The organism is Zobellia uliginosa, assembly GCF_900156625.1.
Lineage (GTDB): Bacteria > Bacteroidota > Bacteroidia > Flavobacteriales > Flavobacteriaceae > Zobellia > Zobellia uliginosa.
In genome coordinates this window covers 277,661-294,285 of sequence record NZ_FTOB01000004.1, presented here as the reverse complement: position 1 = coordinate 294,285, position 16,625 = coordinate 277,661, and the positions used below count along the sequence as shown (strand labels likewise).

Here is a 16,625-nt window from a genome sequence, read left to right as displayed (position 1 = left end):
TTTTTTTAGCTCTCATATCAAGATTCTTAACCCTATCGATACAACTCAAAAAAGCTATGAATATTATACCTCTAGCGCTATTTCTTCCCCCATGGCCAATTTGAACCGTTTTCGCATGATATATACGAAGAAATACAGAAAAGGAGTGTCGAGAAATGCTATTAAAACCTTAAAAACAAAACCGCTTACCACCAAACCAAAAAAGAGGTCCCATGGCAAAACGCCAAAAACACAGAGCAGTCCCACTACGGTAAAGGTATCTACGAACTGGGAAAGAAAAGTAGAAAAGTTGTTCCGGACCCAAAGGTATTTGCCCTTGGTAACCTTTTTCCAAAAATGATAGATGGCAATATCGATATACTGGGCAAAGAGATAGGCGATCATCGAAGCCAAAACGGCTATAGGGGAAAGGGCGAACACCTTGGTAAATGTTGAATCATCTACAGGGGAAGAAGTTATGGCCGGGGCCATTTCGGCCACCAAAATGATGACCATTGAAAACAGGCTGGCAAAAATACCTGCAGTAACGATTTGATTGGCCTTTTTCCTTCCGTAGATTTCCGAAATCAGATCCGTAATCAAAAAAGTTATCGGATAAGGCAAAACGCCCACCGATATTTCGAACAACGAGACCCCAAAAACGGTAAAATTGCCAAAGGGATTCCAATAAAAAAACTTCTGAAAAATAAGATTAGAGACTACCAGAGAAGTTATAAAAAGTGCTCCTAGATAAAGATATATCTGATACGCCAACCGGCTATCCTTTAGATTCATAAGCTTTTTCATGTTAAAATCATCGATGAACCATACAATTTCGTCGATGATTACCCGTTATTGCATGACTCTCTAAAAACCAAAAATAGCTTAAAAAAACCCAAGCATGAAAAAAACGATACTTACATCATTACTCGTTCTAGGCGGGCTAAGCGCCAAAGCCCAGTCGTACGTTGGCTATCTGACGGACAACTACAGCGGTGTCAACGGCCTTATCGCCAACCCTGCCAATATTACGGATTCAAGGTTCAAAACGGACATCAATATTGCAGGTGCCAGTACATTTTTTAGTAATGATTACTACGGATTAAAGTTGGGTGACGTGGTCACCTCCGATTTCGACTTTGATACCGATGGTAAAAAATACCCCAAAGACAGTAACAACTTCTTTGGAAATGCCGATGTCTTAGGGCCATCGTTTATGTTCAACCTCACCCCTACCAGTTCCTTGGCCATTTTTACAAGGGGAAGGGTCGGCTACAATGTAAACAAAATCAATGGAAACACCTTTGAAAGCATCTCCAACGATTTTGACGAAAACGAAGACCTATTGATCGATGAGGACGATGTCTACCTTACGGCGAATGCTTGGGCCGAAGTTGGCGTCACCTATGCCCGTGTGTTACTAAACAAAGACCAGCACTTTTTAAAGGGAGGGATCTCTTTAAAATACCTACAAGGTTTAGGCAACGCTTATGCCAGCGGTAAAAACGTCACTATAGATTATGATGCCGACGGCACTCCCCTTTCAGGAGGGCAGACCACCGGAAGCATTGAATCGACAGGTGAGGTAAATTACGGGCACAGCGATAATATTGACGATAATTTCGAAGATTTTGAAGTTGAAATCGTAGATGGGGCAACCGGCTTCGGCGCCGATCTAGGTGTCGTTTACGAGTGGCGCCCCGATTACGCCTCCTATGCTTCCAACGACGGTTCGAATACTTTCAAACATCTGAACAAATACAAGTTAAAGTTCGCGCTTTCCATCAGCGACATTGGGTCGATCAACTATAAGAACGGTACCCAAAATACCTATGACATTACAGGAACGGTAAATGAGGACGATTTTGAGAACGAAGACAATCTCGAAGACCTTCTCAACAATCTCTATACCCAGACCGGCTCCAGTAGTTCAGAGAAATTCGCCTTACCAACGGCCTTGCATTTTAATGTAGACTATAGCCTGAACAAAAGTTTTTACCTGAACTTGAATACCGATTTCTCTTTACGATCTAACACTAAGGTAAACTCCAATAGAATACCTACAATGGTATCATTTACCCCTCGCTATGAAAGCAAATGGTTCAGTTTTTACATGCCCGTTAGCCTTATACAAGGTTCAGGTGCACAATGGGGCGCAGGTTTTAGGGCCGGACCTCTTTACATCGGTTCCGGATCTGTTATGAGCTTATTGTTGAGCGACAACTCTAAAGCTGCCGACGTTTATGCCGGATTAAAAATACCTGTTTACCATGGAAAACCCAAAGACAGGGATGGCGATGGCATCGTAAACCGAAAAGACGACTGTCCCGATGAATTCGGTCCAGCCGAAAACAACGGTTGCCCATGGCCCGACACCGATGGTGACGAGGTAGTCGACAAAGACGACAAGTGCCCTGAAGAAGCAGGTGAAGTCATGAACAACGGCTGTCCCTTGGTAGATTCCGATGGTGATGATGTACTTGACGAAGACGACAAATGCCCTAACGAACCCGGAGCCGCAGAAAACGAAGGATGCCCATGGCCCGACACTGACAACGACGGAGTTTTGGACAAAAACGACGAATGCCCTAACGAGATGGGAACCGTTGCCAACAAAGGCTGCCCTGAAGCTCCCGAAGTTACCGAGGAAGTACAGAAACAGCTGAACGATTACGCCAAGACCATACTTTTTAATTCTGGAAAAGCAAGTATAAAGTCGGAATCTACCGCCGTTTTAGTAGACATCATAAGCATCTTAAAAGAATATCCGGATGCGAAGTTTACTGTGGAAGGGCATACCGATAGCATAGGAAGCAAAGCTACCAACCAAAAACTATCAGAATCTCGGGCCATGTCGGTCAGGGATTTCTTGATCAAAAACGGAATCGACCCTTCGCGTTTGACCGCCGTTGGTTTCGGGGAAGACAAGCCTATTGCCTCCAACATGTACAAAGATGGTCGTGCCCAAAACAGAAGGGTTGAAATCAACCTTGTAAAATAGCATACCAAGACCACCTATTATATACCAAAAGAGCCAGCAATATGCTGGCTCTTTTTATTTTTCCAATAACAGAACTACTTAATATCAAGTACAAATGGCATGCGTGCCTGAACCCCTTCCCGTTCCATAACGGACTTCACTTGTTTCAATATAGAATAAGCTTCCGTTCCTATTTCCTCTTCAATAAGCCCTTGTTTCACCTTGGCGCTGGCACCGCCTAAATCTTCCATAAACCTTTCAAATCCTGATTTATACTTAGGGTATTTTTTAAGTCCGTAATCCCCCAATTCGGCCATATTTGCGGCTTCGTCTATGGCATCCTCTAAATTACCCAGTTCATCTATGAGTCCCATTCGCTTGGCATCTACGCCGCTCCAGACCCGGCCTTGTGCCAAACTATCTGCCTGGGCCATACTAATGTTACGCCCTTGGGCTACCCGTTGTAAAAAAGTATTATAGGTACTCTCAATACCTTCTTGAACATAGTTCCTGAAATTATCGGTCATCGGTTCAAAAAGGGAGTATTCAACCGAGTTTTTATTGGTTCCTACCTGCTCGGCGTTGATACCGATATTCGCGGCCAGCCCACTCATATTGGGTATGGTTCCAAAAACCCCTATGGACCCCGTAATGGTTGTAGGTTCCGCGAAAATTTTATCCGCACCCACGGCGATATAGTACCCACCGGAAGCGGCCACATTCCCCATGGACACCACCACAGGTTTTTTCTCTCGGGCCAATTCAATTTCCCTCCAAATTATATCAGAGGTCAAGGCACTCCCCCCCGGGGAATTTACCCTGAGCACAATGGCCTTTACCTTATCATCTTCCTTGGCCTCTATAATCGCCTCATTGATAATGCCCTGACCTATAACATCAGGGCCTCCTTCACCGTACAATATTTCACCTTGTGCAAAAATAACGGCAATTTTATCGGCACCTTTTTTAACGATTTTCTTGTTCGAACGAATGACATAGTCGTCTAGTGAAACCAAGTTCATATCGTCATCTTCACCAATGTTGAGCGCATTCCTGAGTTTCTGCTGGTATTCATCAAAGAAAATCACCCCGTCCAAAAGCCCTGTTTCCTTGGCATATTCAGGGGTTCTTCCCCCCAAGGTATCGGCAATGACGTTCAGGTCGGCAGGTGGTATATTCCTTCCTTTGGAAATATCCTCCAGCATTGAATTCCACAACGAACCTATCAACTCTTTAATTTGGGTTCGATTGGCCTCGCTCATTTCATTTGATATAAAAGGCTCAACGGCGCTCTTATACTTTCCATGGCGTATGACTTCCATCTTCACCCCTGTCTTTTCCTGTAAATCTTTAAAGAACAACACTTCCGAAGACAAGCCTCTAAAATCTAAGGCCCCGACCGGGTTCATAAAGATAGAATCGGCCACACTTGCCAGGTAGTAATCTTTCTGCATGTAAAAATCACCATAGGTATACACGAATTTACCGCTGGTCTTGAATGCCTCAAGTGCCTTACGAATGGCCTGCGTTTGGGCAAGGCCCGCCATCATAAAATTATTGTTGATACTAATGCCCTTGATATCGTCATCGTCCTTTGCCACAGAAATGGCATGTAAGATTTCGTCAAGACCTTGCGACTGCTCATACAGTGCCCCGGCAAAAGGATCCATTGCATTATCTCCTACATAATCACTGATCGGACGTTTTAACTGCAGCTCTAAAACCGAATTTTTCTTTATGGTCACCGTGTCTTCAGAACTGCCCACGATACCAATAAAGATAATGAACATAATAAACACAACACCAAAAGCAATAAGGCAGCCTATGATGGCCGCCAAGAGATTTCTTAAAAATTTCATGAAAATTAGGTTAGTATTTTTATCCAAAGATAATGAACTCACCTCTACTTTTTGTTACTTTGCCTTATATTATGAATGACCCCAAAACAGTATACCTCTCACTAGGAAGTAATCTTGGTGACACTTTGAACAACCTGCAGGATGCAGTGTTCGCTATACACAATACCGCCGGAGAAGTGCAGAAGATATCGCATGTATATCAAACAAGCTCTTGGGGTTTTGAGTCTAGCGACTTTATGAACATTTGTATTTCGATCAAAACGGTCATGCCCCCACAGGAGCTTTTGCACACCCTTTTGAACATTGAGACCAAACTGGGACGAGTGCGGTCTTCGGAAGACGGCTACCACCCTAGGTCTATTGACATCGATATTCTATATTACGAAAGGGAAACCTTTATTTCAGAGAATTTAGTGATACCACACCCCGAACTCACCTACCGTAAGTTCGTGTTAAAACCTTTGGCGGATATCGCTCCCCAGTTCTATCACCCGATACTGAACAAAGACACCCGCAACCTCATTCAAGAATGTCGTGACAAGGGCAAACTTGAACGCACGACCTACCGATTGCACAAGAACAGGGCCGACCTTTTTGCCCATTTGAACTTTATAGCCATCGAAGGGAACATCGGGGCCGGCAAAACCACCTTGGCCAACAAAATCGCCGAAGATTTCAGCGGCAAGCTGGTCTTGGAACGCTTTGCCGACAACGCCTTTCTGCCGAAATTTTACGAAGACCAAAGCCGGTATGCCTTTCCTTTGGAAATGTCTTTCTTGGCCGACAGGTACCAGCAGTTTACCGACGACACCTCTCAGTACGACCTGTTCAAGAAATTCATGGTAAGCGATTACGACATATATAAGTCCCTCATATTTGCCCGTATCACGCTACAGCAAGAAGAATTTGAACTGTACCGAAAACTCTTCCACCTCATGTACAAAGAGGTAAAGAAGCCCCGTTTATACGTCTACCTGTATCAAACGACCGAGCGTTTGCTCGATAACATTAAACAAAGAGGCCGTGATTACGAGCAAAAAATCGCCCCCGATTATCTCCAAAAGATCAACAAAGGGTATTTTGAGTTCATCAAGGGCTACCCTGAGCAGAACAACCTGATCATTGAATTGGGCGACCTTGATTTTGTGGAACGCAAAGAAGATTACGACACCATTATTGACAAGATCTCCAAGTTTGCCGTTCACTTGCCGAACTAGGCCTTTAAGGCATTTAGTTTAGACCACAGGTCCCATACCACCACGCCCACACTCACCGAAATATTCAAGGAGTGCTTGGTTCCGTACTGGGGAATCTCCACCACATTGTGACTGGCGTTCACCACCTCTTGCGACACCCCTTTTACTTCGTTCCCGAATACTAGGGCGTACTTTTTATCCGCATCTATTTCAAATGCGTTCAACATTACGGCATTTTCGGCCTGTTCAATAGCCAAGACCGTATACCCATCGGCTTTTAACGCTTCTACAAGCTCCACTGTATTTTCTTTATAGGCCCAATCCACACTTTCGGTAGCCCCAAGGGCCGTTTTTCTGATGTCTTTATGGGGCGGCTGTGCGGTAATACCACAGAGGTATATCTTTTCGACCAAAAAGGCATCGGAAGTTCTAAAGACCGAACCAATATTGTTCAAACTCCTGATATTGTCCAACACAATAACAACAGGGGTTTTATCGGCCTGTTTAAAGGCTTCGACATCTAATCGGTTCAATTCTTCGTTCTTAAGTTTTCGCATACTGTACCTCCGTTAAGGGAGTGTTTTAAAGGTTACCGATCCGGTAAAACGCCGAAGATAAACTTATCCTCAAATATCAACAATGGTTTATCTTCCCTTGAAAAAATAGTACTTTCGTTTTACGGACTTTCGCTGTAAAATTAAACTATTCAGATCGCTTTGGGAAAATCGCAAAAAACAAAAAAGGTTACACCTTTGATGAAACAGTACAACACCATCAAGACCAAGTATCCTGATGCCCTACTATTGTTTCGCGTAGGTGATTTCTATGAGACTTTTGGGGAAGATGCCGTAAGGGCCTCTAAAATTCTGGGCATTATACTCACCCATAGAAACAATGGTGGCGACCGTACCGAATTGGCGGGTTTTCCCCACCATTCGTTAAACACCTATTTACCCAAATTGGTAAAGGCCGGTGAACGCGTCGCAATTTGCGACCAGTTGGAAGACCCCAAAATGACCAAGACCATCGTAAAAAGGGGCGTTACGGAATTGGTTACCCCTGGCGTGGCCATGAACGACGATATTCTAAACGCAAAGTCTAACAACTTCCTTTGTGCCGTTCACTTTGGAAGAAAGCTCTTAGGGGTTTCCTTCGTTGATATTTCCACAGGGGAATTTCTCACTTCCGAAGGAACCGAAGAACAGATCGACAAACTCTTGCAGAACTTTGCCCCGAACGAGGTACTGGTCCCTAAAAAACACAAAAAGGAATTTCTTGAAGTTTTCGGAAATCGGTTCCATACCTTCTACATGGAAGATTGGGTCTTTCAGAACGACTATGCCCAAGAGACCCTTACCAACCATTTCAACACCAGCACCCTAAAAGGCTTCGGCGTTGACCATTTAGGGCACGGCATCATTGCTTCAGGCGTAGTCTTGCACTATCTTTCGGAAACGCAGCACCGGCAGTTGCAACACATCAACAGCCTAAAGCGCATTGCAGAAGAAGAGCATATTTGGATGGATCGTTTTACCATCAAAAACCTAGAGCTCTACCATTCTACCAACCAGAATGCGGTCACCCTTTTAAGCATCATAGACAAGACCTTGTCACCCATGGGCGGACGTATGCTCAAGCGATGGTTGGCACTTCCCTTAAAGAACATCGAAAAGATAAACCGCAGACACCAGGTAGTCTCTTATTTACACGATCATGACGACACCTTGCTAAAAATACAGCAACGGATCAAACAAATGGGCGACCTTGAGCGCCTCATATCAAAGGTGGCGACCGGAAAAGTAAATCCAAAAGAGATCGTACAGCTCAAAAATTCGCTCGAGGCCATCATCCCTATCAAACAACTAACGGCCCAAAGCAATGACGAGGCCCTTCAGCTTATTTCCGATCAATTGCACGCGTGCGATATGCTCCGCAACAAGATCAAGGAAATGATCAACGAAGAGGCTCCTGTACACATCCCTAAGGGCAAGACCATTGCCGATGGCTATTCCGATGAACTTGACGAACTCAGGGGCCTTGCCTTTTCGGGCAAGGACTATTTAGATAAAATGCTCGCCCGCGAAAGCGAACGCACGGGCATTACCTCATTAAAAATTGCCTCGAACAACGTTTTCGGCTACTACATTGAAGTACGGAACACACATAAAGACAAGGTGCCCGAAGAGTGGATCCGCAAACAGACCTTGGTCAATGCCGAGCGCTATATCACCGAAGAGCTAAAAGAATACGAATCAAAGATTCTGGGTGCCGAAGAACGCATTCTTAGCCTCGAACAACAATTGTTTTCGCAATTGGTGGTCTGGGCCCAAGAGTATATTGCCCCAGTACAGAACAACGCACAACAAATAGCCCAACTCGATTGTCTTTGCGGCTTTGCCCAGCTTGCCAAAGAGAACAATTACGCCAAGCCCGTCATTAACGAAACAACCGAAATCAACATCAAGAACGGTAGGCATCCGGTCATAGAAAAACAATTGCCCTTAGGAGAGGCTTACATTGCCAATGATGTGACCCTCAACCGAGACGAACAACAGATCATAATGATCACCGGACCCAATATGAGTGGTAAATCGGCCATACTGAGACAAACGGCCCTGATCGTACTCTTGGCCCAAATGGGCTCTTTTGTGCCGGCAGAAGCCGCCGAAATTGGCTATGTGGACAAAATTTTCACCCGTGTCGGGGCGAGCGACAACATTTCTATGGGCGAATCTACCTTTATGGTTGAAATGAACGAGACCGCCTCTATCTTGAACAACCTATCGGAGCGAAGTCTGGTCTTGCTCGACGAAATCGGAAGGGGCACAAGCACCTATGATGGTATTTCCATTGCCTGGGCCATTAGTGAATACCTACATGAGCATCCGGCACGGGCCAAGACCCTTTTTGCTACACACTATCACGAACTCAACGAAATGGCGACCACCTTTGAGCGCATCAAAAACTACAACGTTTCGGTAAAGGAATTAAAAGACAATGTACTTTTTCTTCGAAAATTGACCGAAGGCGGAAGCGAACATAGTTTCGGAATTCACGTGGCAAAAATGGCCGGAATGCCGTCCCAAGTAATCCGAAAGGCAAACAAAATCCTAAAAAAACTTGAAAAATCGCACTCAAGCGAAGAGCTCACCGATAAATTACAAAGTGCCCAAGACGAGATGCAATTGAGCTTCTTTAATTTAGACGACCCCTTGCTCGAACAGATAAAAGAGGAAATAACCCATCTCGATATCAACACCTTAACACCGGTCGAAGCCCTTATGAAACTCAATGAAATCAAACGATTATTGACCAAAAACAAGCAGGTTAGTTCGTAAATTTCCTACAGCAAAACCATCTGTTTTTTTATTTTTCAGATTTCATAAAAAATTTCTTTGCATTTTAGAGAATTGTATTAAATTTGCATCCGCATCTGTGAAAGATGTCACGTTCTTTACCTTTAATAACTATGCGAAAATAGCTCAGCTGGTAGAGCGCCACCTTGCCAAGGTGGAGGTCGCGGGTTCGAATCCCGTTTTTCGCTCAAAGAGCACAGATTTCATCTGTCTTTTGCTCGACATTATAAACGCTGCTTGTCGGCGTTTTTTTGTTAAAGACTTTACCAATAGCGGCTCGAGTGGTGGAATTGGTAGACACGTTGGACTTAAAATCCAATGGACATTAGTCCGTACGGGTTCAAGTCCCGTCTCGAGTACAGATGAGAAGCCAAGATTAATCGTCTTGGCTTTTTCTTTTTCCGCTTGTTTCAGTTTGAAAAACTTTCCTTCCCACCCATAAAATCTTCGTTAACCAGGAGAAATAAATTGAAACACACTTTCGATATGGGCGATTCCATTTCCCAAGAGCACCCTGCTTAAACACAAAATCACAAATAAAGAAATTGACGTTTATTCAAATTTTCCAAAAATCCAATGCATTATTCCTCCCTTTTTAACCCTAGTACTATATAAGTTTTCTTAAGTTAGTTGACAATATTGAATAATTACAAAAAAACAAACTAACAAAGAAGATGCTCACCAAGCAACCTACCACCCTCCTACTCCTTTTATCCTTTACGTTTATAGCTTGCGGACCCAGTTTCAGTCAAGATAAAAACCAAAAATTCGACCGTCCGAATATCATATACATCCTTGCCGATGATTTGGGCTATGGCGATGTTAAAAGTTTTAATCAAAAAGACAAAATCGCGACACCAAACCCCGATACCATGGCCGCCAATGGCATCAAGTTCACTGACGCACATAGCTCATCCGAAGTGTGGTATCCAACCCCATATGGCATTTTAACGGGGCGCTATAATTGGCGTAGTTCCCTAAAAAGTTTCGTTTTAAGCGGCTATTCAAAATCTTTGATCAAAGACGATATTGGCGAAAGCAAAAACCGAATCGAGAACAATCCTACAAAAGCCCTTAAAAACATAATAATGGACGGGCGGAGTACCCCTAGCACAAAGCACAAGAATGATGGTATGGAGGGCTGGAAGCAAATTGAAGGAATCGTAACCAAGTAACGTATTAAGTCCTGTTTATGAAAAACAAAAAATGGCTTATAAGGGGTTGGATCCTGTTCGTAACAAGCCTAACAAAGGCATGTAAAAAGTCTACCCATACGTTTATCCTAAAATCCCCAGACCAATCCATTGCACTCACACTTGCCAATACCGATGGTCTTTTAAGTTATTCTATCTTCCGGAACGGACAACAAAGGCTTAAAAATTCAGCGTTGTCGATTTTTCCGAATACAAAAGTAAAAGTAATGGAGACCAAGGTTACCTCTTTGACCGATACTTTGACCCCCGTTTGGGGGCAGTTCAGCAAAATTCAAGACACATATAATGAGCTAGGGGCGTCCCTAGATTATGAAGGTGTTCCGGCCACCCTCTATATTCGTGCCTATGACGGTGGCAGTACCTTCCGTTTTGTGACCGATGATTTTCCTATTGCTAAAAAACCTGCCTTTTTCATCGAATACGGACTCTCCGCTACCGACAAAACCTATATGCCGGCTGGGGAACACTACTATAATAAAAACTCAAAACAATAATTATGAATATAACTATCAGCCAACCGTACCTCATCCCCCTACTCCTTATCATGACCATGACCGCCTGTAAATCGGAGAAAAAAGAAACCCAAGCCCCGAAAGCTATAGATACCCTGGCCTTTACTCCTTACGAGGATGATTTAAGCTTTATGAAAACCTATACTCCGATAATAGAACTAACGGATTCATCGGGCAAGGCCAAAGTCGCCCTAGCCCCTAATCTACAAGGTCGGGTAATGACCAGTAGTTCATCAGGACCAAACGGACGAAGTTATGGGTGGATCAACAGGAAACTTTTTGAATCACAAGACACCCTAGAGCACATCAATGCCTTTGGTGGTGAAGAACGTTTTTGGCTAGGCCCCGAAGGCGGGCAATATTCTCTGTTTTTTAAAGAAGGAAATGAATTCAACTTAGAGAACTGGCAAACACCGAGGCTTATAGACTTAGAACCTTTCAATATAAAGAGTAGTGCCCCGAATAAGGTGGTATTTACAAAAAACGCCGCGTTGACCAATTATTCAGGATTTCAATTCGACTTGGGCATTGAACGCGAAATAACAATTTTATCCCCAAAAGAAATACAAAAAGAACTGGGTATAGGTACATTGGGGGAAACTAGGGCCGTGGCCTATAAAACCACAAATACCGTAACCAACACCGGAAAAGAGGACTGGAAAAAAGAATCCGGACTGGTATCGATATGGCTCTTGGGCATGTTCACCCCTTCTCCTAAAACCACCATTGTCATACCCTATATTTCGGGTGATGAAGACCATTTGGGCGCAGTCGTAAACGACACTTACTTTGGCAAAGTCCCGCCAGAACGATTGGTTGTTCGAGAAAATGTCCTCTATTTTAGCGGTGACGGACAGTATCGGAGCAAGATAGGCCTACCTCCCCTTCGCGCAAAAAACATAGCGGGTTCTTATGATACGGAAAACGGAATACTGACCATTTTAAAGTACAACAAACCCGAGGGCATAAGCGATTACGTAAATTCGATGTGGGAAATACAGGAACAACCGTACTCGGGAGATGTAATCAATTCCTATAACGACGGTGCCCCAGCTCCCGGAAAAGCCCCCCTTGGCTCTTTTTACGAACTGGAAACCTCCTCCCCTGCCTTGGCCCTAAAGGCCGGTGAGAATGGAACACATATCCAACACACCTTTCATATCGAAGGGAATGAAAATAGCTTGGCGCCCATAATAAAGCAAGTATTCGGAGTGACCATAGATGACATCAAAAAGGCCTTTAACTAAACCTATGGGAAGAAATCAAAAATCAAATCGCGCAGGGGCCCCAAAAAAAGGGATGCTCTATCCTATCAGCCTTTTAACGACAGCCCTATTTGTATTATCAAGCCGTAAGCAAACCAGTAAAAACGCAATCAAAAAACAAGAAACCGATACCCCCTTAAAATCGGTCCGATTTACCTACCAAGAAGTCAAGGACATTGGAAAAGACTCCCTTTTTAACAGACGCGACAATAGCGATATCATTCAAGTGAATGGCAGGTATTCTGTTCGGTATACCAAAATGGAGAGTCCCCAAACCGCAGGCTATTGGGGTTCTATCCGGTATGCGACTTCCGTAGACAAGGGTCTTACTTGGAAGGAAGAGGGCATGCACTGGGGCTAGGTCGTGAGGGGGAATTTGACAGCCAATCGGTTTTTACCCCCAATAGCTTGACTTGCGACGGGCGGTATCACCTGTATTATACAGGAGTGAAGCCTACCCCCGGAAATAAGGACCACATATTCGAAAACAATTCGGTAAACGATATAACCGCCATCGGACTTGCGGTAGCCGACCATCCGACAGGGCCTTTTAAGAGGGTGGAAAACAATCCCATACATGAAATCTCCCAAACACCGGAAGCCTTTGACAGCTATAGGATCGATGATGCCAAGGTATTAGTAAGGGACGATAAAATATAGCTCTATTATAAAGGGCTGTCCATTACCCATGGCGAGCAAGGGCCTTCAAAAACACAAATGGGCGTAGCTTACGCACAACGACCGGAAGGCCCCTATGTAAAACAACGGACTCCAATCTTTCGCCGATGGGGCAGGGAAAGAACTCCGTTCACACACCGAGCCGGCCCTCGTTCTTTTTTCCTCTTTTACCCCTAAAAATACTTCCTTCAATGCGGTGTTTTTTATCGCTCGTAGTCAGCCCCTCCCCAAACCAGCATGACTTAGTCGGTTTTAAAAGGGATATTTATGTAAGATTGTTTCCTACAAAACAAAAGTCCCTAAAAGTTTTACATTTTTTCAAAACCACCGTATTTATTAAAACTTCAAGCTTAGCATTGTCATATGTTTTCCTATAAAACAACTACACATATATTGAAATAACTTACATTTCAAGTAAGATAAAAATCTATTTAGACTACAATAACAAAATCTTAACACTTCATATTTGTAATAGCTATTCATTATGATATGTTACAAGCTAAATACATTTTATGAGGTTATTATATATCAAAAGAAAAACAAGAACAGAAAAACACTACAGTGAAAAAATGGGGGCCCTGACCACAAGGGTAACTTCTATCAAACGCTACTTTTTGGGGCTGCCCATCAGCACCCTGCAGAAATACCGTAAAACCTATTACGGCAAAATAAAGAACTACGACGACTGTCAACTCTTTATCTAAATACAACCACAAGACTTTACTTAGAAATTCACAAGAACTCCTTAAAACAAATTCATGAAAGTACTAGTAATCGGAGCCGGAAACATGGGATTGACCTATGCCGAAGGCATGTCTAAATCTAAATTGCTCAAAAAAAAGAACATTATGGTGCTAGACAGTTCCGAAGAGAAACTGAAAGAACTAAATGAAATGGCGCATTTCGATGCCTTTAAAAAATTGGAAGAATGTGTGCCCCAAGCAGACATCATCTTTATTGCGGTAAAACCCTACCACGCGAACGCCTTGTTCGAGACCATTAAACCTTTGGTCCACTCCGACCAAATCTTGATTTCCATTATGGCCGGCGTTACCATTGATGCCATTAAAACACATACGGGCCTGAACAAGATCGTTCGCGCCATGCCCAACTTACCGGCCAAAGTTGGCAAGGGACTCACCTCTTACACCTCGTCAAAGGAGGTTTCAAGAATAGAGCTTTTGACCGTGGAAAGCCTGTTAGACACTACGGGAAAGTCCATCAGGGTGAGCGATGAGAACTTTATAGACGCCTCTACGGGCATATCGGGCAGTGGCCCGGCCTATGTTTTCTATTTTATGCAAAGCATGATGGAGGCCGCCCTACAAATGGGCTTTTCGAAAAAAGTATCGAGTGTTTTGGTCAGCGAGACCTTTACCGGTGCCGTTGAGCTCTTCAACCAGAACAACCTTAGCCCTAATTCTTGGATGGACCGTGTGGCCAGTAAAGGAGGCACTACACAGGCGGCCCTAAACTCTATGGACGATAACAATGTCAGCGAACTGATCAAGGAAGCGGCTTTTGCGGCTTTTGAGCGTGCGGTAGAATTAGGCAAAGAGGAGAACTATGCATAAGGAACTCATCGTTATAAAGGTCGGCACCAACGTAATGACCAATAAAGACAATCGTATCGTACGCCCCGTACTCCGCCGGTTGGTAGAACAGATTGCCGAGCTCTATGAGCGCGGCATCATCACCATTTTGGTCTCTTCAGGTTCGGTAATTGCCGGCAAGGAAGTATTGGGCAATTCAAGTATTGAAAACGATACCCAGAGAAGACAGGTATATTCGGCCATCGGTCAACCGCGAATGATGCGCCTTTACTATAATATTTTTCATGATTACGGTATGAAATGTGCCCAAGTACTGCCCACTAAACGCGATTTTAGTCCGGGCGTACATCGCCAGAATATGATCAAGTGTTGTGAAGGCCTGTTAGCCGAAGGGGTCATTCCCATAGCCAATGAAGACGATGCGGTATCCGTTACTATGTCTATGTTTTCAGATAACGACGAGTTGGCCAGTTTGATCGCACAATTGATGAATGCGGATAAGTTGATCATCCTCACCGATATTGACGGACTTTACACTGGCCATCCGAATGCCGAAGACAGTGACCTTATTCCACATGTAGGACCAGAAGACAACTTTGAAGCCTATATCAAAGACAGTAACAAGGCTGCCGGTGAAGGCAGGGGCGGCATGGGCTCAAAACTAGACTATGCGCAGCAGGCGGCCGCCAACAGCATACCCACCTATATTGCCAACGGAAAAAAAGACCGTACGATAATCGATATTATAGACGGAAAAAACGTGGGGACCCGAGTGGCCCTCGAAAAACAGGAAGCATAAATGAAACTAATTGCAACGGATATAAAGAACAAGGTATTGGATTCCATGGTCCGTATTCTGAACGAAAACCGAACGGAACTACTGGAAGCCAACAAAAGAGACCTGGAACTTTTCAACAAAAACGACCAGGCCCTATATGAGCGGCTGATCGTAGACGACAAGAAAATAGAAGAAATGATCGGGGCGGTACAAAAAGTACGTTCGCAAGAGGACCCTGTAGGTAGGGATATTTCTGAGGAAGAATTACCGAACGGCTTAAAAGTGATTAACAAAACGGCGCCTTTTGGCACTATAATGATCATTTATGAATCTCGGCCCGACGTTACGATCGAAGCGGCCGTACTAGCTTTTAAAGCGAACAACAAAATTCTTTTAAAAGGAGGTAAGGAAGCGCTTCACAGCAATACCGTACTTGTCGATTTTTGGCATCGTGCCCTGAAGGAAAACGAACTTTCGACCGACTACATTCAACTGTTGAACCTCAACCGTGAAGAAACCCGGGCCTTCTTGAAAAAGCCCAACCAAAAGCTCGACCTAATCGTCCCCCGGGGAGGTGAGCGGTTGATCGCATTTGTAAAGGAACACGCTAGCTGCGCCGTATTGGTAAGTGGCAGGGGCAATAATTTTTTGTATGTTGACGAGCAGGCCGACTGGGAAATGAGCCTACAGGTCATATTAAATGCTAAAACCGCCAAGATATCGGCGTGTAATGCCTTGGATAAAATCCTTATCCACACCAATATTGAAGATTATTCGCAAAAAATGACGGATCTGGCGCGCATACTAAAAGAAAACGGAGTAAGCCTTTTGGTGGATGAAGGCGCGCAAAAAGTATTGAAGGAGGAAGCTTTAATCCCCGAAGCATCGGTTTGGAAAGAAGAGTTTTTAGCCCTGAAATGTTGCATTGGCACCGTAGAAAAAACCGAGGAGGCCATTGAAACCATCAATAACCACTCCGGAGGACATTCAGCGACCATTATGACACAAAACAAGGAAACCGCCCTACGGTTTATGGAGCAGGTAGATTGTGCTGCCGTCTACCAAAATGCCTCTACCCGTTTTACCGATGGCGGACAAATGGGAGTTGGGGCAGAATTGGCCATTAGCACCGATAAATTGCACCATCGCGGTCCATTGGGACTCAAACAGTTGGTGACCAATAAATATTACGTCTTCGGCGAAGGACAAATAAGGGAATAAAAAAAGGGAGCGATTAAATCGCTCCCTTTTCTTT

At 44.1% G+C, this 16,625-nt stretch carries 15 protein-coding genes and 2 tRNA genes; 14 read left to right on the top strand and 3 right to left on the bottom strand.

Features of this window, described 5'->3' with window-relative positions; translation table 11 throughout:
- Positions 1–63: 63 nt before the first annotated feature.
- Entirely contained in the window at positions 64–774 is a 711-nt protein-coding gene (locus BW980_RS13730; protein WP_076456266.1) for a queuosine precursor transporter, read from the bottom strand.
- Positions 775–880: 106 nt separating this feature from the next.
- On the opposite strand from BW980_RS13730, the gene BW980_RS13725 reads away from it, so the two are divergent.
- On the top strand, positions 881–2,980 hold the full coding sequence (locus tag BW980_RS13725) for an OmpA family protein (protein WP_076455788.1): 2,100 nt from the start codon (positions 881–883) through the stop codon (positions 2,978–2,980).
- A gap of 74 nt (positions 2,981–3,054) precedes the next feature.
- On the opposite strand, the gene sppA is transcribed toward BW980_RS13725, so the two are convergent.
- On the bottom strand, positions 3,055–4,818 hold the full coding sequence (gene sppA, locus BW980_RS13720) for a signal peptide peptidase SppA (protein WP_076455787.1): 1,764 nt from the start codon (positions 4,816–4,818) through the stop codon (positions 3,055–3,057).
- Positions 4,819–4,889: 71 nt separating this feature from the next.
- Here sppA and folK point away from each other — a divergent pair, with 71 nt between their 5' ends.
- Positions 4,890–6,035, top strand: a complete 1,146-nt coding sequence (gene folK, locus BW980_RS13715; protein ID WP_076455786.1) for a 2-amino-4-hydroxy-6-hydroxymethyldihydropteridine diphosphokinase — start codon at positions 4,890–4,892, stop codon at positions 6,033–6,035.
- Here the strand turns inward: folK and BW980_RS13710 are convergent.
- On the bottom strand, positions 6,032–6,571 hold the full coding sequence (locus BW980_RS13710) for an RNA methyltransferase (RefSeq protein ID WP_076455785.1): 540 nt from the start codon (positions 6,569–6,571) through the stop codon (positions 6,032–6,034). The two genes, folK and BW980_RS13710, sit on opposite strands and share 4 nt — an antisense overlap.
- A 198-nt stretch (positions 6,572–6,769) precedes the next feature.
- Here BW980_RS13710 and mutS point away from each other — a divergent pair, with 198 nt between their 5' ends.
- The 12 genes from mutS to BW980_RS13650 all read left to right on the top strand — a co-directional run bounded on the left by mutS (position 6,770) and on the right by BW980_RS13650 (position 16,591).
- The gene (gene mutS / locus BW980_RS13705; RefSeq protein WP_076456265.1) at positions 6,770–9,352 is read left to right on the top strand and encodes a DNA mismatch repair protein MutS; all 2,583 of its coding nucleotides are present in this window, start codon (positions 6,770–6,772) and stop codon (positions 9,350–9,352) included.
- A 133-nt stretch (positions 9,353–9,485) separates the two neighbouring features.
- Positions 9,486–9,558: transfer RNA gene (locus BW980_RS13700), tRNA-Gly, on the top strand.
- An 87-nt stretch (positions 9,559–9,645) separates the two neighbouring features.
- Positions 9,646–9,729 (top strand) — tRNA-Leu (locus BW980_RS13695).
- Between the two features lie 315 nt (positions 9,730–10,044).
- Positions 10,045–10,545 (top strand): sulfatase-like hydrolase/transferase, encoded by a 501-nt coding sequence (locus BW980_RS13690; RefSeq protein WP_076455784.1) that lies wholly within the window; start codon positions 10,045–10,047, stop codon positions 10,543–10,545.
- A 17-nt stretch (positions 10,546–10,562) separates the two neighbouring features.
- Complete coding sequence (locus BW980_RS13685) at positions 10,563–11,078, top strand: glycoside hydrolase family 97 N-terminal domain-containing protein (protein WP_076455783.1); 516 nt, start codon at positions 10,563–10,565, stop codon at positions 11,076–11,078.
- A gap of 2 nt (positions 11,079–11,080) precedes the next feature.
- Positions 11,081–12,343 carry a DUF6786 family protein gene (locus tag BW980_RS13680; RefSeq protein ID WP_076455782.1) on the top strand — a complete coding sequence of 421 codons (1,263 nt, stop codon included), beginning with the start codon at positions 11,081–11,083 and terminating at the stop codon, positions 12,341–12,343.
- Positions 12,344–12,347: 4 nt separating this feature from the next.
- Positions 12,348–12,722 (top strand): glycoside hydrolase family protein, encoded by a 375-nt coding sequence (locus tag BW980_RS13675; RefSeq protein WP_076455781.1) that lies wholly within the window; start codon positions 12,348–12,350, stop codon positions 12,720–12,722.
- A complete protein-coding gene (locus BW980_RS22350; protein WP_139327681.1) occupies positions 12,692–13,021 on the top strand; it encodes a glycoside hydrolase family protein in 330 nt (109 codons plus the stop codon). Before BW980_RS13675 ends, BW980_RS22350 begins: the two co-directional genes overlap by 31 nt.
- Positions 13,022–13,551: 530 nt before the next feature.
- Positions 13,552–13,743: a hypothetical protein gene (locus tag BW980_RS13665; protein ID WP_013993774.1), complete on the top strand. Its 192-nt coding sequence runs from the start codon at positions 13,552–13,554 to the stop codon at positions 13,741–13,743.
- Positions 13,744–13,797: 54 nt separating this feature from the next.
- Positions 13,798–14,613: a pyrroline-5-carboxylate reductase gene (gene proC / locus BW980_RS13660; protein WP_076455779.1), complete on the top strand. Its 816-nt coding sequence runs from the start codon at positions 13,798–13,800 to the stop codon at positions 14,611–14,613.
- Positions 14,606–15,391: a glutamate 5-kinase gene (gene proB / locus BW980_RS13655; protein WP_076455778.1), complete on the top strand. Its 786-nt coding sequence runs from the start codon at positions 14,606–14,608 to the stop codon at positions 15,389–15,391. The genes proC and proB overlap by 8 nt, the downstream gene beginning before the upstream one ends.
- Positions 15,392–16,591, top strand: coding sequence for a glutamate-5-semialdehyde dehydrogenase (locus BW980_RS13650; RefSeq protein WP_076455777.1), 1,200 nt, complete (start codon positions 15,392–15,394; stop codon positions 16,589–16,591).
- Positions 16,592–16,625 lie beyond the last annotated feature (34 nt).